Annotated in this window: 20 protein-coding genes and 1 riboswitch; of the genes, 6 read left to right on the forward strand and 14 right to left on the reverse strand. The window is 31.6% G+C overall.

From position 1 onward, the window contains the following. Window positions 1–35: 35 nt before the first annotated feature. Window positions 36–1076, forward strand: coding sequence for an NAD(P)/FAD-dependent oxidoreductase (locus CD035_RS05395; RefSeq protein ID WP_048541908.1), 1041 nt, complete (start codon window positions 36–38; stop codon window positions 1074–1076). A gap of 77 nt (window positions 1077–1153) precedes the next feature. On the opposite strand, the gene CD035_RS05400 is transcribed toward CD035_RS05395, so the two are convergent. Continuing rightward, window positions 1154–2056 carry a helix-turn-helix transcriptional regulator gene (locus CD035_RS05400; protein ID WP_048541806.1) on the reverse strand — a complete coding sequence of 301 codons (903 nt, stop codon included), beginning with the start codon at window positions 2054–2056 and terminating at the stop codon, window positions 1154–1156. Window positions 2057–2384: 328 nt separating this feature from the next. Continuing rightward, a complete protein-coding gene (glpT, locus tag CD035_RS05405) occupies window positions 2385–3746 on the reverse strand; it encodes a glycerol-3-phosphate transporter (protein ID WP_048541804.1) in 1362 nt (453 codons plus the stop codon). Window positions 3747–3932: 186 nt separating this feature from the next. On the opposite strand from glpT, the gene CD035_RS05410 reads away from it, so the two are divergent. Both CD035_RS05410 and CD035_RS05415 read left to right on the forward strand, forming a co-directional pair. Continuing rightward, on the forward strand, window positions 3933–4514 hold the full coding sequence (locus CD035_RS05410; protein WP_048541803.1) for a TetR/AcrR family transcriptional regulator: 582 nt from the start codon (window positions 3933–3935) through the stop codon (window positions 4512–4514). Window positions 4515–4527: 13 nt separating this feature from the next. Continuing rightward, window positions 4528–5073: a hypothetical protein gene (locus CD035_RS05415; protein WP_048541801.1), complete on the forward strand. Its 546-nt coding sequence runs from the start codon at window positions 4528–4530 to the stop codon at window positions 5071–5073. A 40-nt stretch (window positions 5074–5113) separates the two neighbouring features. On the opposite strand, the gene CD035_RS05420 is transcribed toward CD035_RS05415, so the two are convergent. After that, entirely contained in the window at window positions 5114–6139 is a 1026-nt protein-coding gene (locus CD035_RS05420; protein ID WP_048541799.1) for a hemolysin family protein, read from the reverse strand. A gap of 232 nt (window positions 6140–6371) precedes the next feature. On the opposite strand from CD035_RS05420, the gene CD035_RS05425 reads away from it, so the two are divergent. Further along, complete coding sequence (locus CD035_RS05425; RefSeq protein WP_048541797.1) at window positions 6372–7016, forward strand: FusB/FusC family EF-G-binding protein; 645 nt, start codon at window positions 6372–6374, stop codon at window positions 7014–7016. A 342-nt stretch (window positions 7017–7358) separates the two neighbouring features. On the opposite strand, the gene CD035_RS05430 is transcribed toward CD035_RS05425, so the two are convergent. From CD035_RS05430 to CD035_RS05445, 4 genes are read right to left on the reverse strand one after another with little or no spacing between them, the layout of a single operon-like run. Next, complete coding sequence (locus tag CD035_RS05430; protein ID WP_048541795.1) at window positions 7359–7961, reverse strand: response regulator transcription factor; 603 nt, start codon at window positions 7959–7961, stop codon at window positions 7359–7361. After that, window positions 7958–9064 carry a sensor histidine kinase gene (locus tag CD035_RS05435; protein WP_048541794.1) on the reverse strand — a complete coding sequence of 369 codons (1107 nt, stop codon included), beginning with the start codon at window positions 9062–9064 and terminating at the stop codon, window positions 7958–7960. Before CD035_RS05435 ends, CD035_RS05430 begins: the two co-directional genes overlap by 4 nt. After that, window positions 9064–9795: an ABC transporter permease gene (locus CD035_RS05440; RefSeq protein WP_048541792.1), complete on the reverse strand. Its 732-nt coding sequence runs from the start codon at window positions 9793–9795 to the stop codon at window positions 9064–9066. The genes CD035_RS05435 and CD035_RS05440 overlap by 1 nt, the downstream gene beginning before the upstream one ends. A 6-nt stretch (window positions 9796–9801) precedes the next feature. Continuing rightward, on the reverse strand, window positions 9802–10662 hold the full coding sequence (locus CD035_RS05445) for an ABC transporter ATP-binding protein (protein WP_048541790.1): 861 nt from the start codon (window positions 10660–10662) through the stop codon (window positions 9802–9804). A 175-nt stretch (window positions 10663–10837) separates the two neighbouring features. Here CD035_RS05445 and CD035_RS05450 point away from each other — a divergent pair, with 175 nt between their 5' ends. Then, window positions 10838–11479: a hypothetical protein gene (locus tag CD035_RS05450; protein WP_103354197.1), complete on the forward strand. Its 642-nt coding sequence runs from the start codon at window positions 10838–10840 to the stop codon at window positions 11477–11479. A gap of 212 nt (window positions 11480–11691) precedes the next feature. Here the strand turns inward: CD035_RS05450 and CD035_RS05455 are convergent, their stop codons facing one another. The 4 genes from CD035_RS05455 to CD035_RS05470 all read right to left on the reverse strand — a co-directional run bounded on the left by CD035_RS05455 (window position 11692) and on the right by CD035_RS05470 (window position 16338). Continuing rightward, window positions 11692–13389 carry an FTR1 family iron permease gene (locus tag CD035_RS05455; protein WP_048541787.1) on the reverse strand — a complete coding sequence of 566 codons (1698 nt, stop codon included), beginning with the start codon at window positions 13387–13389 and terminating at the stop codon, window positions 11692–11694. Then, a complete protein-coding gene (gene efeB / locus CD035_RS05460; RefSeq protein ID WP_048541786.1) occupies window positions 13364–14602 on the reverse strand; it encodes an iron uptake transporter deferrochelatase/peroxidase subunit in 1239 nt (412 codons plus the stop codon). The genes CD035_RS05455 and efeB overlap by 26 nt, the downstream gene beginning before the upstream one ends. Window positions 14603–14608: 6 nt before the next feature. Beyond that, window positions 14609–15469 (reverse strand): iron uptake system protein EfeO, encoded by an 861-nt coding sequence (gene efeO / locus CD035_RS05465; protein WP_037589373.1) that lies wholly within the window; start codon window positions 15467–15469, stop codon window positions 14609–14611. Window positions 15470–15708: 239 nt separating this feature from the next. Continuing rightward, window positions 15709–16338 (reverse strand): PepSY domain-containing protein, encoded by a 630-nt coding sequence (locus CD035_RS05470; protein WP_048541784.1) that lies wholly within the window; start codon window positions 16336–16338, stop codon window positions 15709–15711. A gap of 131 nt (window positions 16339–16469) precedes the next feature. Next, a riboswitch (SAM riboswitch) is annotated at window positions 16470–16569 on the forward strand. 74 nt (window positions 16570–16643) lie between these two features. On the opposite strand from CD035_RS05470, the gene CD035_RS05475 reads away from it, so the two are divergent. Next, window positions 16644–16862, forward strand: a complete 219-nt coding sequence (locus CD035_RS05475; protein WP_048541782.1) for a hypothetical protein — start codon at window positions 16644–16646, stop codon at window positions 16860–16862. Window positions 16863–16905: 43 nt separating this feature from the next. Here the strand turns inward: CD035_RS05475 and CD035_RS05480 are convergent, their stop codons facing one another. The 3 genes from CD035_RS05480 to CD035_RS05490 all read right to left on the reverse strand — a co-directional run bounded on the left by CD035_RS05480 (window position 16906) and on the right by CD035_RS05490 (window position 20096). Further along, a complete protein-coding gene (locus CD035_RS05480; RefSeq protein WP_048541780.1) occupies window positions 16906–17796 on the reverse strand; it encodes an NAD(P)/FAD-dependent oxidoreductase in 891 nt (296 codons plus the stop codon). 70 nt (window positions 17797–17866) lie between these two features. Beyond that, on the reverse strand, window positions 17867–18247 hold the full coding sequence (locus tag CD035_RS05485; protein WP_048541778.1) for an RrF2 family transcriptional regulator: 381 nt from the start codon (window positions 18245–18247) through the stop codon (window positions 17867–17869). A gap of 124 nt (window positions 18248–18371) precedes the next feature. Beyond that, window positions 18372–20096, reverse strand: coding sequence for an ABC transporter ATP-binding protein (locus CD035_RS05490; protein WP_048541776.1), 1725 nt, complete (start codon window positions 20094–20096; stop codon window positions 18372–18374). Between the last annotated feature and the right edge of the window lie 323 nt (window positions 20097–20419).

Raw genomic sequence — 20419 nt, forward strand, 5'->3', positions numbered from 1 at the left:
GTTGAAATAATTAGGAGGAATCATGACTGATGAATATTACAGACGTTACGATTATCGGTGGGGGGCCAGCGGGATTATTTGCGAGTTTTTATTCCGGGTTGAGAGGAATGAGCGTAAGAATAATAGATTTCCAAAATAAATTAGGCGGTAAAATGCATGTCTACCCTGAAAAAGTCATTTGGGATATAGGGGCACTTGCGCCAAAACCTTGTTATGAAGTTATTCAAGATTTAGTGCAACAAGGCTTACATTTCGGTCCAGAAGTGTGCTTAGAAGAAAAAGTTATTGATATTAAAAAAGTTGAAGAACAACATTTTATTATATATACAGAAAAAGGTCATGAGTATCATTCAAAATCTGTCATTATTGCTGTTGGTGGTGGCATAATTAAGCCTTTAACTTTAGATATTGAAGGTGCTGAGCGTTTTGAATTGTCCAATTTAAATTATGTTGTGCAGTCTATCCAGAAATTTAAAGACAAGCACATATTAATTTCGGGGGCAGGTAACTCTGCATTAGATTGGGCTTGTGATTTATCAGAATATGCGAAAAGTGTTACGCTTTGCTACAGAAAAGAGGAAATTTCTGGGCATGAACATATGAAACAATTATTAGATAAACTTGATATCTCTAAAAAACCAAGTATGGTTATTAAACAACTTAACAGTGATCCTAATAAACCAGTTATCACAGAGGTTGTTTTAGAACATGTTGATACAAATGAACAAGAAATCGTACCTGTTGATGAAGTCATCATTAGTCATGGTTTTGATCGTGAATCAGAGTTACTTCATAATGCACAAACAAAAGTCAATTTAGTTAATGATTTCTTTATTGAAGGTTTAGGAAACAGTCAAACTTCAGTACCTGGTATATTCGGTGCTGGGGATATCATTAAACATGATGCGAAAGTTCATTTGATTGCTTCTTGTTTCAATGATGCCGCAAATGCTGCAAACTTAGCTAAAAGCTATATCGATCCTGAAGCACAAGCAGGCGGTCGCGTATCGAGCCACAATGATATCTTCAAAGAAAAAAACAAAGAAGTTATCAAAAAATATATTGCACAATCTTAATACGAACTATTTACCTTCCAATCTGTTTAACCTTAAAAGAGATTGGGAGGTTTTATTTTGTTAAAAATACTAAATTTTTATGTACATATCATACTTGAATAATCCTCTTGAAACTTTTTTAAATAATATTTAACTTCCTCATCTGATAAATCTCGCTCATGATCTACTTCATTAAAAAAGCTTTGTCGTTCAATTTGTGCGTGTTTACGTTGTATCATATCACGATACTTTTTTGGCGTAACACCATAATACAATTTAAAAGAATAAATATAAGACGATACATTATAAAATCCATGTTTTTCAGATATGTCGATTATTTTTTCTTGTGTATGAATTAAATCATACGTGCTATTTAACAATCTGATGTCCGTTAAATAATCTTTAAAGTTCACACCCATTTGTTCTTTAAATAATTTCGAAAAATACGATTCAGAAATATGATATTTATCGGTAAATGTATTGATGGTTATACGTTCATTATAATGATCATATATATAATCTTTAATTTCATCAATTATCGGGTTGATATGTCGGTTAACAATTGGACATTCTTTTGAATAAACCGTTAAACGGTCTCTATAAAATTCTAATATCGTAATAAGTTGCTTCATTATTTTTAAATTGCGGTTGTTCTCTTGTATTAAATATAAATCACACAAGCATATTAAATGGTCTCTTAAAGTGACTAATTCTGTTTGGTTTTGTATATACTGATGATATGAAAGTAACTCCGGTATCATCGTTGATATTAATGACTCATACAAATGAATTTGTACAACAATATTCCCTTCTAGCACATCGAGTTTATACCACTCATTATGTTTAACAACAAACGTTTCCCCTTCTTTATATTGGTTACTATTCTCTTTGATCGTAACCATAACATGCCCCTTTAATACTACAAAAAATGAAATACCTATATGATTGCGATATTTAGTAGCAGAATATTTTAGGTATTTGATTTCATATATATTTCTCACAACAAATCTCCTAATTCTTTGATATCTTAATAAATTTAATCCAAATCCCATAAGTAAACATCGAATTACTTATGTAAAAATATAGAATTATAATGACGTTATTATAATTCGAAAACTTTAATCAGTAAATATATAAATTGAAGAAAATCAGATTAAGGTAAATGTTTTAATATTTTGAAAGAATCATACAATTTATTAAGTGAGAATATATTGAATCGTATCATCGAATTTCGCGAACGTTTAGCATTCGATATTTCGACTTAATACAACTTCATTAAATACAAAAAGAGACTAAGGTACAACTACCCCAGTCTCAGTTCATATAATATTATGATTTTACAACTTCTTGTCCACGTTTGTTCCAAGTTAAGATGAAACTTAGCATTGCAAGGACACTAATGATTGTCAATAATAAAAATCCTGAATCCCATCCGAACTTATCCACTGTTAGTCCCATAATGATATTAGCCATTACAGCACCACCTAAATAACCAAACAATCCAGTTAATCCCGCAGCAGTACCTGCTGCTTTTTTAGGTACATAATCTAATGCTTGTAAGCCAATCAACATAACTGGTCCGTATATTAGGAAGCCTATCGCGACTAATGCAATATTGTCTACTAATGGGTTTCCTGCTGGATTTAACCAATATACAATGACAGCGATTGTCACACCTAACATGAATATAAATCCTGCTGGTCCCCTTCTACCTTTGAACACTTTATCTGAAATATAACCACATAATAATGTTCCTGGGATACCTGCCCATTCATATAAGAAGTATGCCCAACCTGATGCATTTAAATCGAAACCTTTTTCTTCACTTAAATACGTAGGTGCCCAGTCTAGCACACCGTAACGAACAAAATAAACAAAGATATTTGCAATAGCAATCATCCAAACCCATTTGTTATTCAATACATATTTAAAGAGAATATCTTTTGTTGATAGCTCTACTTCTAAAGATTTCTGTTCTTTATTCGGATAATCATTTCGATATTCTTCAATTGGTGGTAATCCCATTGATTGAGGTGTGTCCCTAACTAGAATATACGAAACAAGTGCAATAATTAATGCAATAATAGCTGGATAAATAAAAGCACCTTCAAAGCCTTTTAAGTAACCAAACGATAATGTTCCTGTAATCGAAATACCTAATAAAGCTATTGGTGCCATCAATCCACCACCAACATTATGAGCGACATTCCAAATTGCTGTCTTACCACCACGTTCACTAACACTATACCAATGTACAAGTACTCTACCAGATGGCGGCCACCCCATACCTTGGAACCAACCATTTAAGAAAAGCATAATAAACATGATAAATACACTAGATGTTAAGACAGGTATAAAACCCATCAATAAATTAACGATTGCCGTTAATACTAAACCTAATGTTAAAAATATTCTTGCGTTACTCCGGTCACTTACTGTACCCATAATAAATTTACTAAAACCGTAAGCAATTGAAATAGCTGATAAAGCAAACCCTAATTCCGTCTTACTAAAGCCTTCATCAATTAATGCTGGCATCGCAAGTGAAAAGTTTTTCCTTAATAAATAGTAACCAGCATAACCAAGAAATATACCTATAAAGACTTGAAGTCTCAATTTCTTATATGTATCATCTACCTGTTCACTTGGCAGAGGATCTATATGTTTAGCCGGTTTCAAGAAATTCGCCATACTCATACCTCCTAATATTAATTATTTGTAAAGAATGTAAAGATTTTGTAAATTTCAATTTATAATTTCATCATATGTATTGCAAACGTTAAAGTCAATGCATTTTTATATTTTTATTAATTAATTTAATTTATTTTTTAAACTTTTATTTAACACAGGTGTATTAAAATATGTTAGACTTCTACTATGCCAAAAATTATTAATCATAAAGAAAAAAAAGAACAAATTATTCAATATGCTTTTCAGTCAATTGTTGAAAATGGTGCAAAGGGATCTACGGTTAGACAAATTGCTAAACTCGCACAAATGACACCTGGACAAATTAGATACTATTTTCCAAGTCATTCAGAATTACTCAGTGCAGTTATGTCTGAAGTAGAACTAAAAGTAAGAAGGAGAATCGAAGCAATACTCACGTCTGATAACCAAGACACAATTGATAAAGTAAAAGCATGTTTACTCACCGTTTTGCCGTTAGATGAAGAGAGATTAGCTGATATGGAAGTATGGATGGCCTTTCGATATGACAGCCATGAATACGGACAAAGTACTTTAGATGATGGATTAGACGAACTATGTACAACGGTATTAACGATTTTAGAACGCGACAACTTATTAAAAAACAACAGCAATATACATCTTAATTCAATGAGACTTCACGCATTAATTGATGGATTAGCACTTCATAAATTGTTAAATTCAAAACAGACCTCAAATGAAGATATTGAAGCAATTGTATTCGAAGAAATTTCAAAGCTTACGAAATAAAGGAGGATAAGTCATGAATTTTATTGTATGGCTCATTATTTTTTGTGAAGTTGCATTCTGGGTCGTTATACTACTCGGACTCGTCACAAGATATGTATTCAGACAGAAAAAGCTTGGGCTCATTTTTCTAGCACTAACACCCGTTATTGATTTGATTCTATTAATCACAACAGCTGTTGATTTAATGAATGGCGCAACTGCCGAAACACCTCACGCTATTGCTGCTGTTTATATATCCGTTTCAATTGTCTTTGGTAAAAGTATGATTCAATGGGCTGATGACCGCTTCAGATATTATGTCATGAAAGAAGGTAGCAAACCTGAGAAGCCTAGTGGGTTCGCGTATGCGAAACTGTATGCGAAAAGTTGGTTCAAACATTTACTCTCTTACATTATAGGGACAGGTATTCTACATTTAATCATTTACTTAATTCATGACAAAAGTAGGACTGAAGCTATGGATGGTGTCATCCACATTTGGTCAATAGTGCTCATTATTGATTTAGCCATCACCATCTCGTATTTCATATGGCCACCAAAAAAGAAACAGTCAGAATAGAAGAACCTGAGCCATTTTTTGGCTCAGGTTCTTTTTACGTCTATTTATCGTGTTCATCTTCAATGTTACCGACAATATTTTCAAGTATGTCTTCCATCGTGATCATACCTGCTAATTTACCTTGTTCATTATGAACGATTGCGATATGTGCACGTTGTTTTTTCATTTTATCTAATACGTTTTGAATAGCGTCTGTCTCTTTGACATATATGATTTCGTGAATTAATTCAGTTATATCTTGTATGTTGTCTTTCAATAAATCTTTCGCATGTATATATCCAATAACATTCGTTTTATCATCTTGATACACTGGATATCTTGTATAATAACCATTTTTCACAAATTGAATGGCTTCTTGTTGACTAGATTTACTATTGATCATTGTCATATTGTCTCTAGAAATCATACAATCTTTGACAACAAGTTCATCATAAATAAATACTTTATTAATATGTTCTAATTCTGTTGATGAAATTTCTCCGCCTTGGTGACTTTCTTTAATCAACATCTTCAATTCTTCTTCAGAGTGATATAATTCAGATTCTTTCGCAGGTTTCATACCAAATAAGCTCAATATCATTCTTGCTGACCCATTTAAAATAAAGATAAAAGGATATAATAATTTGTAAAACAGTATAATCGGTCTTGCAAAGAACAATGTAACTTGTTCAGCTTTTTGAATTGCGATAGTCTTTGGCGCCATTTCTCCTACTACAACGTGTAAATATGTTGCAATAATAAATGCGCTTGCTAAAGTTAAGATATGAATAACCGATTCTGATAATCCAAAGCTACTATAAAGTGGATGCAAAATAAACTCAAATGTTGATTCTCCAACCATACCAATTCCGAGTGCTGTAATGGTTATACCTAACTGACATGCCGCTAAATACTCATCAAGATGTTCAACTACCTTTTTAGCTGGTTGAGCGTTCTTATAATTCTGTTCTGCTAAATAGTTAATTCTAGATGACCTGACCTTTACAATCGCAAACTCCGTCGCAACAAAGAATCCGGTTAAAGCGAGTAATACAATAAACGTGATTAAACTAATTGTGGTCCCCAATTATTAATTAATTCCTCCATATAATAAAAAATTCCAACCATATTTGGCTGTCATTTAATTTTACACTATTTCGAATAATTTTTATAATAATATACATTTGAAATTACATTACTAAAGGGCTATACTAGTGTCTGATAAGGAGGGATCTTAAGATGCTACTAAATGTGTCATGTTCTCTACAATTATTCATACCCAACGATCAAATGAAATAATTTAAAAGAAGGGATTTAATATGAATAATTACATTAAACCATATCAATTCGTTAGTATTAAAGAAAAATCAGAACAGTTATTTAACGTTTATAAATCTGTAAATGATATAAAAACAATCGATACGTTTCAAGCTATAACATACGACCATATTTCACAGCTTTTTGAGGAAAAGCATTCTGAAATAGAAGATTTCACAAAAATCATTATGAATAAAAAGATTTCTCGATCACAAATTGAGAAATTATTATTTGGGCTTAAAAGCTACGTCGTCCCATTTGAACAGCCTTCAAGTAAGCAACTTGAAAAGATCTTTAAAAAGACTAAAAAGTTAAAACAACCAGAATGGGATAACATAGACTTAAAAGAGTCTTCATATATAGGTTGGAATGATTCTGGTAAACAAAAGAAATTTATCGTGCTCTATGAAGACGATAAATTGATAGGCGTATCAGGCGATTTATCACCAACCATTAAGCCTGGAATCTGTAGTATATGTAAGAAAGAATCCAATGTTTCCATGTTTCTATCTACGACGAAATCTAAAGGTGATGGAACATATACTAAAAATGGTAATTACATTTGCCATGATAGTGAACATTGTAATCAACAGCTCGATCAACTAAACGGATTATATGAGTTTATACACACCGTAAAAACAAAATAATCAATAAGGAAGCTGAGCACATCATCAAATGATGGCTCAGCTTTTCATTTATCGGACTGGTAATCCCGTTTTCAGGTCGATAAATTTTTTTATCGGACTGGTATTCTCTTTTTCGGGTCGATAAATTTTTTTATCGGTCTGAAAATTCCGTTTTCGGGTCGATAAATTTTTTTATCGGTCTGAAAATCCCGTTTTCGGGTCGATAATTTATTTTATCGGTCCGTATTTCTCATTTCTGGACCGGTAATTATTTTTATCGGTACATATTTTCCATTTCTGGACCGGTAATTTTATTTATCGGTCCAGAAATTCCCTAATAACCTTTACTCCCCTTGCACCTCACTATATCCATCCTTTTTCTATTGCTTTCTGCCATGCATCAAACCGGTTATCTGCTTCTAATTTATCTATAATAATCGATGTATAATTTCTGATTGTGCCGTCTGATAAATATAATTCTTTTGATATTTCTTTACTGGATAAGCCTTTGCCTATTTCTTTCAATACGAGTTGTTCTTTCGGACTTAATGGGTTTCTATCTTTAAACATTGATGTCATTAAAGATTCACTATATTCTTTATTACCGTCCATCACATTTTTAATTGTTTCTACAAGTTCATCTATTGATCGTTCTTTCAATACATATGCATCAACATCATTTGCTACCGCACTTTCAAAGTATCCTGGTCTTTTAAAAGTTGTAACGATGATGACTTTCGTATTTAAATTTGAATCTTTTACTTTTTTCAATACTTCTAATCCTGTCATTTTAGGCATTTCGACATCTAGTATCGCGACATCTGGCTCGAGAGTTTGAATTCCTTCCAACGCATCTTCGCCGTTTGAAAAGTCTCCTAGTATATTTAATTCATCATTTAGTTCCATCAATTGAACCATGGCTTTCCGTAACATTTCTTGGTCTTCTGCTATAACAATTGATATCATAATGTGTCATCCCCTCTAGGCAATGTTATCGTCATTTTTAATCCTTTATTTAAATTACTTACTTTTAATTGACCTTTTAATGCATGAACACGATATTTGATACTCTTAAAATCATCTTCATCAATGTGTTTCATACCTATGCCGTCATCTATGATTACCAATGTTAAATGTTCATTTTCTTCAACGATTTCACCTGTTACTTTAGTAGCCTGTGCATGCTTAATGACATTGTTAACCGCTTCTCTCAAAATCATTGACAGTGCTGACTGCCGAGTTGGACTGAGTGACTGAGCTCGATCAGCATTTTTAAATTCAAATGATAAGTTCGCATTTTCTAACAATGTCTCCATCGTCTTCACTTCTTCTTCAAAAGACTGCAACTTCAAATCATCTACAATTGCTCTTACTTTAACAAGGGCTTCTTTAGATAATCCATTCACAGATGCCATTTCGTCTTTTGCTTTATTAATATCTTTATCCACTAACTTCATTGCAAGTTCAGATTTAATACTTAAACTCGCAAACACATGACCTAACGTATCATGTAAATCTTGTCCGATTCTATTTCGCTCTTGTTCAGCAATTAACGTATTGATATGTTCATTTTTACTTCTAATTTCTTCCTTTAATTGTTCAGATTCTAACGCTTTAAAATTTCCAAACATAATAAATATAATGACAATACTCATAGGTATCATAATAATTAAATAGTCTCTATGATCAACTGCAATAATATAAATCGCAATCATAAACGACACAATATACATCAATACTTCGATAGATTTCATTTTAGTTTGAAAGACATATGGAATAATATAAGCTGCATAGAAAAAGAATAATAAATGAGAAGCATTAAAATAATCTACAAAATAAAATATACCTAAAAAATGAACCGTTAAAAGTATTCTTCTAAGCATGCTCCTTTTAGATAAATCTACATAAATCATCATTAAATAACTTATCGTAAATAGAGCGGTAACCAATATACCGCTCCATAAAGCTCCTCTATGACCAAGCACTGTTAAACTCAATATCGGAAAGATGAGATAAATTAAGTTTGATGAACCTATAGGATTCTCTTTAATTCTTTCTATTAATGTCATTAAACCACTTCCGTCTTTTTACGTATAATCAACGCAATACTTATAAACAGTATACAATAAATTGCCAATATAAGAAGTGAAACAAAGTGTATACCACCTTGAGTTGTCACAGATAAAGAAAGTTCTCTTAAATTATAAGTTGGCGTTGCATAAGATACATGCTTTAGCCAATCTGGAAACTGATCTGTTGGGAACCAAAGTCCACCCAATACAGCAAGTCCTAAATATATGATATTCGCGATAGCACTGGCTTTTTGGATATCTTTTATTTGAGATATGAGAACGCCCATTGATAAAAACATGCTAGATCCTACCCATAACATCAATCCTGAGCCAATCCACTCGCCTGCTGACATTTCAACACCTTTATAAAAAGCACCTGTTAAAAATAATGCGATAATGGCTAGACAAAACATGCACATTAATTTCATTACTTTCCCTGCATAGTAATAACTCGGTGATAAAGGCGTTTTGAATAAATTCTTTGACCATCCTATTTTCTTATCTTCTATCATCTCTAATGGAAACGTCATAATACAGAAACTACTTAAACTGAACGTCGCCATACTAAACATATATTCTTTGTAAAATTTAGTTTCGTATTCTTTAGGTAAATCCAATAACGCTGTGAATATTAAATAAAATACTAACGGTAACATAATCGAAAGTATTAAATATGATTTTTTTCTCGTTAACAATAACAATTCAGATTTAAAATACGCCCATAACATATCTCATCAAACCCTTTCTTCATTTTTTGAAAATATCGTATCCATTAATGACTCTTTAATAATTTCTACCTCATTAAAATCAATGCCATAGTCTATAAAAGCTTTAATAACAGGATTTACATCTTCAGTGGTAATGATGAGCATATCTTTAGATGCTTCAACCGAAACATTTTTAAGAATATTCACTACTTCTTTTTTCGATAAAGGAATTTGAATCATCGTTTTGTTTTCACTATGACGTATCGCTCTAGGCGTACTATCCATAACAAGCTCACCTTTATTGAGTACAACAACACGGTCAGCCATTCTTTCAACTTCTTCAATATAATGAGAAGTATAAAATATCGTTTTACCTTCTTGCTTCATTTCCTCAATCACTTTCCAAAAATGCTTTCTCATTTCAGTATCCATCGCACTTGTCGGCTCATCCAAAATAACAAAGTCCGGTTTTCCAATAATAGATAATGTAAAATCCAATATTCTACGTTCGCCACCAGATAGTTTAGCAGCAAATTGTTCAAGTTTATCATTATCAAATCGTGTAATTTCTTTAAAAGTTTCTATCGAAATCGTATCTTTATAAAAAGACTTAAAAAGATAAAACAACTCCTTAACTTTCATCACATCCGGAAAAGCCGTCGTTTGAAACAAAATACCCATCCGCTTCTTATCTAATTGTTGATCATCACTAATAATTTGCCCGTCATTAGGATGTCTGTCACCAATAATCATATCAATCAAAGTAGACTTACCAGCACCATTTGGACCAATTAAAGCCGTACACTCACCCTCATTAATTTGAAAAGAAACATCACTCACAACTTTTTTCTGATTATAGATTTTCGTTATATTTTGAACATCAATCACAATCATCACCGTCCTTTATAAGTTACCTATATTATAAAAAATCACACCAACCGTTATAAGTACAAACTGTCACGAATATCATATGACAAATGTCATGAAAGGCATGTAGAATGCAATTGACAATATTTGTAATATATAGATAATTTATTATAAGAAGTGTTTGAGGATGATGAAGATGAATAAAATAACAGTAATAAATAAAAGTAATCACACAAGTGTAGTTCAAAGCATCAGAAATTATATTAAATGGATTAATAGAAATAACATATTAAATCAAAGCATTAAAATTATTATCCATGATGCTCCAATCAGTTCTTATGGTTATCTTTCAGACTGCCAAGTAGACTTTGATAATCGTCATATATATTATTCTTTATATAATATTGAAGAATATCTTGTGGCTAAGAAGAGCTATAACATTATTGTAAACAGATTGGAATGTGCACTTTCTGAAATTTTATATGATTTAAATTATCATATCGCACAATTCTATACTTTAGAGTACGAAAAAGTTACACATAAAGAACTCGAAGATTCTTATGGTTACTTCCAATATCCCAAATCTTTATTTAAGTATCCGAGAATAGTCGTTTCCACAAATAGCTATGAACAATTAAAAAAAGAAATGTCACTTTTCGATAGTGATTTAAATATTTTAAGAACTTTAGCGCATGAAATTGGACATTATCAAGATTATATAAGTGACAATATAATTTTAGATGAAAAGATGAGTGAGAAGATAGCATATAAATATGAAGATGAACTCATACAAGAATTTATTGATCAAGTTTATTATGTCAATTACCACGAAAACTAAATTGATTTTTAAGTACTAAATCTGAAACAGAAATCATTTCAAAGGGTATTTTTTAGCGCTGACTCCTGCGGGAACAGCATGATTCGAAGACTACAGGCTGAGAACATGCCCGCGGAAAGCATGCGCATAAAAAATACCACCAAAGTCTAAGACTTTGGCGACACACTAAAAACGCTAAGACAATTCTTTTTGTCTTAGCGTTTTAAATTACTCTATTTTTTCTTACTCATTGTATAATAAATCACAACTAAAATGACTAATGCTAATTGTGGTATCAATGTTTCGTATGTTGGATAAAATCCTATTAAGTCTATGAATGGTAAGTGATTAATTGTGTGTTGAGGTACTATATTTAATATTTGTAATGTATGAATACTTACGCCTAATATTTTAAATGCCAATATAAATATGAATAATGACATGATAAAGAATAAGCGATGTATTGGTATCCATTTTGTAATTTGGTTAAAGAAGATTGCGATTAACGCCAGTATGACGGATGCGACGATAATTCCTAATATTAATGACCATGTTGAGATTTTCCCAACAATACCTAAATAGAAGATAATCGTCTCAGCTCCTTCTCTAAACACAGATAGGAAAGCGACTAACCCGAAAGTAACGATACTTCCAGTAGACATGGCTTTATCCATATTTTTATTGATGAAGTTCTGCCACGAATCTAAACTTGATTTAGAGTGCAACCAGATACCTACGATGATCATTAATATCACAGATCCTATACCTACTAAACCTTCTGTTAACTCTCTTGTTGAACCTAAGTTTTCAAATATTGCTTTAAATATGAAAGCTAACGCAATACTTAATACAATACCGATAACACTACCTGTAACAATCCATTTTGATGCTTTTGTTTGTTCAGATTTACGTGTTACAGTAAGCAATGCCATAATAATGAGCAGTGCTTCTACACCTTCACGTAATAAGATTAAAGCTGCATCCCAAAATGTATAGCTCGTCTTAGAAATAGTTGATTTAATTTCTTGATTGAGTGTTTCTAACTGGCTACCAATGTCATCTTTATTATCTTCATCAAGTTGACCTGCATATTGAGGAATTTTTTGTTCTATTTTAGTATACAACGCACCATTTCTCGTGCTAATTTCACTCTCAACATTTGGCCATGCAATAATAAATTGTTGTAACGCTTGCTTTGATTTAGCTAAATCATCATTTTCTATATTTTTAATAGCAGTATCTAAATGTTCATTTAAAATATTAACATCTTGATTGCTTGTTTTAGCATCTGATTTTTTTCCTGCATGATAATCATCAAGTTCTTTTTTCAATTGATCGACTTGCATTTGTGCACTACTAGCGTCTACTTTATCTTTCGTTAATTCAATTCTTGTAAACATTAATGCTGTTTCAACTTGACCATATCTGCCAATATCTTCTTCTCGAACAATTTTTTCATTCTTTGTCCAAGTCGCATTTAATTGATTGTTGATCGTTTTTGCTTTTTCAAAATCTTTATCTGAAATCGCCTTTGTTATATTTTTAATCAATGGCTGCATTTCATTTTGTAACTGATCTCGTTTCTTCTGTTTATCAACAGGATTTAATACTTTTTCATAATCAATTAAATCAGAAGTCAGTGTATTTAGCGCACTTTCTCTATCTTTTTGAGACGTTGTTTTTTCAACTTTTTCAATATCTTGATCTATTTTTTTCACAAGTTTATGATCTTTTTTATTCGTACTTTGCCAATTATCTTTAATCTCTTTGAAATGCTTGTCGAATGCTTTTTCGTCTTTATCTTGTATAGCCGATTTGGCATCTGTCACACTGATGTAAATATCGCTTAAACTCGTTTCTGCTTTAGCGGTCAAAGATAACAGCATAAATAGTATTGCGACTAAACTAAATACGATTGAATAACGTTTCACCTAAATATCCTCCTTCTTGGACACCTGGTAAACATAGAAAAATACCTGAACCTCGATGTGTAATATATTCGTTTAATTTATCAATGGCACCCATTTTACTTTGGATTTTAATAAATTGTTCAGGTGATTTTTGAAATGCTAGGAAGAGTAATCCTGCATCAAAAGCGCCTGTGTTTGCGTTTATACCATCTGAATATGAAAAAGATCTTCTTAATAAATTTGTTTTAGATGCTTTTGCTAAACTGACATGTGACTCTTTTTCTATCAAGTTCTCGCCATTTTTATCTTTAATATCAGGGTCAAATGTATCAAATTCTTTTTCTTTACCAATTGGTGCACCAGAATGACGGTATCTACCAAATGTAGCTTCTTGTTCACCTAAAGCCGTTCTATCCCATGTTTCTAACAACATTTGAATTCTTCTTGCGACTAAATATGAACCATTTTCAGCCCAACCATCTTGTATAAAGACATACTCATTTAAATCATTTTTATTTTGGACATCAGGATTACCTGTTCCATCTTTAAAAGAGAATAAATTTCTTGGCGTTTCTTTTTTACCATCTTTCTCTTCAAATGAGGTAAATCCTGCTTGGCTCCACTTCATTGAAACTTCACCTTTAGCCACTCTAATTAAGTTTCTGATAGCATGAAAATTAACTTGCGGATCATCTGAACATGCTTGTATACAAATGTCTCCACCTGAATAGTTGTCATCAATTTGGTCTTTAGGAAAATGTGGTAAATCTTTTAATAAATCTGGTTTATGCTTTTTCAATCCAACTTTCTCAAAGAATGAAGGACTTATACCAAAAGTAAGAGACAGACGACTGGCATCTAAGCCAATCGCCTCCCCTGTATCTGGACTTGGTAACATTTTGTTTTTACCAAGCTCTTTTACATATTCACCATTCATTAAATGGACACTATAATTTGTCCATACTTTAAACATTTCTTTAACATCTGAAACTGACATTTTGTTAATGCTCAGAACGACAAAGTAAATATGTTTTTGTTGTTCTGTCGTGATGCCAGACTGGTATTTACCATAAAAATTGATTTTATTTTTTACGCCTTTTTTATCTTTAGCAAAGTATTGAGATGCAAGAAAAGTACCACCTACACCAGTAGAACCTATCAGTAAACCTGCACCTCCAACACCAGCAAGCTTTAGAAAATCCCTTCTAGCTATATGATTTTCATTATTAGACATCAATCATCACTCCGTAATAACAGCCATTTGACTTAAAGATTCCCCTAATTTATCAACAGCTTCAGAAAGTTTTTTCGTTTCATCTTTAGATAGTTTCGTATAATCTTCATATCCACCATCTTTAGTCTTATACTGATCTAATAATTTATTAACATTATCAAATCTTTCTTGTGTTGTGTCAGCAAGCTTTTTATCTTTATCTGCTACTTTATCTTTAAATATTTCAAAGATTTTTTCTGCCCCTTCAATGTTTGCTTTAAAGTCATATAAATCTGTGTGTGAATAAATTTCTTCTTCACCTGTAATTTTAGAGCTAGATACTTCATTTAATAAGTCGATTGAACCTTGTAACATTAATTTAGGTGTCACATCTACTGTATCTACTTTTGCACGTAATTCTTTCGTATCTTTTAATAATTGATCAGCAACTGGTGCCATATCTTTAGTAGTATTATCTTCCCATAGTGCTTTTTCAATTTTGTGATAACCTGACCATTCGTCTTCTTTATTTTCTTCTTTCATATCTGCTAAACGTGCATCAATTTTCGGATCTAAATCACCGAAACTTTCAGCAACTGGCTCAGATCTTTCATAGTACATACGAGCTGTAGGATAAATTTCTTTCGCTTTTTCGATATCGTCTGCTTTAACCGCTTCAACGAATTTTTCAGTATCCGCTAAGAATTTATCCAATTGTTCAGTTGTAAAATCTTTATAAGCTTTTGTTTCTTTTGAGAAATCCGCTTTTTCAGACTTTTTCGTTTCCTTTGTTTCTTTTTTATCTTCATTTTCTTTCTTATCAGCGCTATTCCCACACGCTGTTAAAATTAAAGTACTTGCTAATAAAGTTGTTGCTAACTTTTTCATCATAACACCCTCCATCTAATTGATTATCATTATCACTACTAATTTATGCCTATAATGTGTAATAGTCAATAAAAATTTTATAGAATTCATGAAAAATACAAATATAAGTCTGTACCTATAGTATTTAGAAACCTTAATTTTTTTAGGGTTTCTTTGAAATCATTAATTGAGAATGATAATCATTAAGAGAACACAAAAAAACATAGGATAAAATGAATTATCCTATGCCTATTAATAAATTAATCAGTTTCTTGTTCGAGAATTTCTTTAGATTTAGCATCAATTGTAAATTCTGTTGATTTTTTATTACCTTCTTTTAATTCAATAGAATAAACAAGTTTTCCGTTATCTTCACTTAGTGACCATTCTTTTATATCACCTTTAGCTTTGTCTTGTGCTACTTTGAGTGCATCTTCAAATTTAGCGACATCTGATAATTTGAATGTTTGGTTATTATCATCACTATCTTCTTGTTCTTTTTCAACATTCGTAACAGATTTATCATCTGCATTTATCAGTACTTTATTTTCATTTGTTCCATCAACTAATTCAACTTTATAACTCCAATCACCTGTTTCTTTTTCAAACGATAAATCTTTAAGTTCACCTTTTGATTCTTTTTGTGCAGCTTTTACAGCATCTTCTGGAGAGACTTTAACGTCATCCCATTTAACTGTATTTTCAGTTGCTTTGTCAGAACTTTGATCATCATCTGTGTTTTGATCGTCGTTACTATTTTCTTTAGTTGTTTGTTCAGTTTTTTCATCATTTTGATTATCTTTTTTATCATTGTTATCATCGTCACTATTACCACATGCTGCTAACACGATACCTGCTGACAATAATAAAGAAATCATTTTATACTTCATATTCTATTCCTCCTATGCTTCATATTCATTTAATATATAGACCATCTCAAACTTTTTAAACATTTAACTTTTTAAAATTAGACAAAATACAATTAATTCGTTATGATAAAGAAACAATAAAATAGCTCGTAGTCTTATTAAGAGTAGGTGGAGGGAATTGGCCCGATGAAACCTCAGCAACAGGCGTATGTACTGTGCTAAATCCAACAAGTTTAACTTGAAAGATAAGAAGATTCTCTAAACAGCTCTTCTTAATCTTAAGATGAGCTGTTTTATTGTAACTATCAAATTAGGAGGCAATAAGTATGAGAACAAGAGACGATATTTTATCAGAACTATTAGAATTAAAGGCAAATCCACCAAAAAGCTTTTCAGGCTCAATAGCTAAGACCCAGAAGAAGAACTCATTAATCCAAGAGTTATGCAGAGTTGAGAACACAATACTTCAACCAACTTCAGATTCTGAACATCAAAATGTTCAATTCGGTGACTTTGAAATTAATATTAAAATAACTAAAAAATAAGCAAAAAAAGGAGTAGGACTATATTTTTCGTCCTACTCCTTTTTTATGATTCCATAATGATTTGCATTGCTACAAATTTTGCAACTTGATTACCATTTGCTGCTGCGTCTATAAGTTGAGATGCCATGAAATCTTTACTCTCTCCTGCTACAAACAATCCTGGTACAGATGATTCACCTAACTCGTTTATTTTTATTTTTCCGTTGTCTTCTCTTTCAATATTGAGCCCTTTTAAAAATTCAAAATCAGTATCCCACTTCACACCAATGATTGCACCGCTTCTATTAATTCGTTCACCATTTTTAAAGATAACTTCATTAATTTGCCCTTTATGATGTTTAAATTCAGCTACTTCGCTTTCTACTAATGTGATATGTTTACTCTCAATAAACGCTTTATCTTCTTCAGTTAATAATGAAAAATCAGGACTACTTATAACGATATCGTCTGTCCAATTGTTAATGAGCATCGCCATGTGTTTCACATGTTCAGGTTGAACAGCTACAAGTAAAGGTTGATGTCTCAATTCATATCCATCACACCATGGACAATAAAAGACAGATTTACCGTAACTTTCTTTTAAACCTTCAATTTCTGGTAATGTTTCTCGCAATCCTGTACATACCATAATTTTTTTAGCTTTATATTGTTGATTGGCTGTTTCAACAATAAAATTATGCTCTTCTTTCAATATGTTTAACACAGTGTCATTGATACGTGTTACATCATCATATTGATCAACATCATGTTCTGCTTTAGCTCTCAATTCTTCTGGTCTTACACCGTCTTGTGTTAAAAATGCATGTGAGTGCTGTGTCACTTTATTTCTCGCATTATTATTGTCTATAACTAATGTCTTCTTTAAAGCTCTTCCTAATGTGAGTGCACTCGCTAATCCTGCTGGCCCTCCACCTATTACGATACAATCAAACATAGTATTTCCACCTTTCATAACTATTATAGAGTCATAATATCTATAATTGATAGATAAAAAAAGATTTAACTTACATTAAATCTTTTAAAGTTTTATTTTTTAAAGCTTGCGTCATTTCATCTTCAGCTGTAGTTAATATCTCTTGTATTTTACATTCTGGACCGTGATCAAAACTATCTTCAAGCGTACTTTGATGACCATCAATTGCTGTAATAATATCATAGACAGTTATGTCTTCCCAATTATTAACTAAGTAATAACCACCTTTTGCACCAGATGCAGATTTAATAACACCTGCTTTTACTAATTGCGTTAATATTTTAGATAAATATGTTACAGATACATTTAACGTTTCAGATAAACTTTTAACATTGATGGGTTGTTGGTCTCTTTTAGCAATTAAATATGCCAATGCATGTAACCCATAATCTGATCCTTTAGAAATCTTCATGTTACACCTCTTAATCATAGATATTACCACTCTATAATAACAGCTTTGAAATGAAAGTCTATTATTTAGCTCAAAATATAAAAATGCAGAGACCTTTTTCTTCAAAAAGATCTCTGGCAAAATGTTAAAATTCATCAATTTGTTCAAACTGTGACATGTATAAATCTTTGTATTTACCACCTTTATCCATGAGTTCATCATGACTGCCCATTTCTTGAATTTGACCTTGTTCGATATATACAATTCTATCGACATGTCTAATTGTACTCAGTCTATGTGCAATAATCAGTGAAGTTCGACCACGTGATAAATTCTTAAATGCTGATTGTATTTTATTTTCTGTTTCAACATCTAAAGCACTTGTTGCTTCATCAAGAATAATAATTGGCGGATTCTTCAAGAACATTCTCGCAATTGAAATACGTTGCTTTTGTCCACCAGATAATTTTGTACCGCGTTCCCCAACTACAGTATCTAAACCTTCTGGCAATTCATCTACAAACGTTCTTAATTGTGCTTGGTCAACTGCGTAATTAATTTCTTCTTCTGTCGCATTTAAATTACCATAAATAATATTATCTCTTAATGTTCCACCGAAAAGAAAGACATCTTGCTGTACAACACCAATTTGTTTTCTTAATGATTCCAACTTATAAGATTTAATATCTCGATTATTGATTTTAATCTTACCTTGTAACGGGTCGTAGAACCTTGGTAATAACGAACAAATTGTCGTTTTACCTCCCCCACTCGGTCCTACAAGTGCTACTTTTTCACCTTGTTCAATTTTGATAGAAAGCTGATTTAAGATTAATTTCTCTGAATATTTGAATGATACATCTTCATATTCAATTGTATCTGGTTCATCTATAAATTCGATAGCATCGTCATTATCTTTAATTTCTGGATCCATATTGACAATCTCTTTAAAATTTTTGAATCCTGCAATACCTTTAGGAAATAGTTCAATAACCATATTAATAGACTCTAACGGTTTAAATAACAGATTTGTAATCATAATAAACGCTACAAATCCACCATATGACAACGATCCATTTAATACAAAATAACTTCCTAAAATCAGCACAAAGATTAACGTTAATTTTTGAGAAATATGACTAATTGACAAGTTCCAAGACATATATGAATATGCTTTTAATTTTGTCGCTCTAAAATTATCATTGACCTTTTTAAATCTTGCTAATTCGTGACCCTCATTTGTAAATGCTTGTACAAGACGCATACCACCAACATTATCAGCAATAAGCTCATTAAATCTTGAAACATTGCTAAATAAGTTCTTAAAAGCACCTGACATCTTTTGATTAAAGTAAATCGTTAATACAAAAATAATCGGTACAACACAGAACGTAATAAGCGCAAGTTTCACATCAATCGTCAACATAATGATAAATGAACCGACAAGCGTCATCACAGCTACAAACACATCTTCAGGTCCATGGTGAGCAACTTCTCCAATATCCATTAAATCGTTCGTTAATCGTCCAATGATTTTACCTGATTTTTGGTTATCAAAGAATCCAAAATTCATTTTTTGAATATGCTCATAAAGCTCATTACGAATATCTCTTTCAATATTAGTCCCCAGTTTATGCCCCCAATACGTCACGATGAATTTTAATACAGATTCAACAACGTATATGAATAATAAAAGAAAAACAAAAATCACAATCCAACTCCAATTCTTAGTTGGCAATAGCTGGTCAATAAATATACTCGTTATAAGTGGAAACACCAATTCAAGAATACCTACGAAAACAGCCGAACCAAAATCTAAGAAAAACAATCCTTTATAGGGTTTATAATATTGGAAGAATTCTTTCATAATGGACCTCCTAAATAAATTTCGACCAAATTTAATTATACTATAGAATTATATTTTTTCTGCACTTTTTAAGAATTTATTTAAAATTGTTTTTGCAACCGAAATAAAATGGAAGATGAGGTGATGCGGAGTGGATTTTCGGGTCGATAATTTATTTTATCGGACTGTAAATCTCGTTTGCGGGTCGATATTTTATTTTATCGGTCCGTATTTCTCATTTCTGAACCGGTAATTCCATTTATCGGTCCAGAAATCACACAACACAAAAAGGAAGGGAGCGGGACAGAAATCTAATTTATATAAAAAGATTTCGTAGTCCCGCCCCG

Source organism: Mammaliicoccus sciuri (assembly GCF_002901825.1).
In the GTDB taxonomy this organism is placed as follows: domain Bacteria; phylum Bacillota; class Bacilli; order Staphylococcales; family Staphylococcaceae; genus Mammaliicoccus; species Mammaliicoccus sciuri.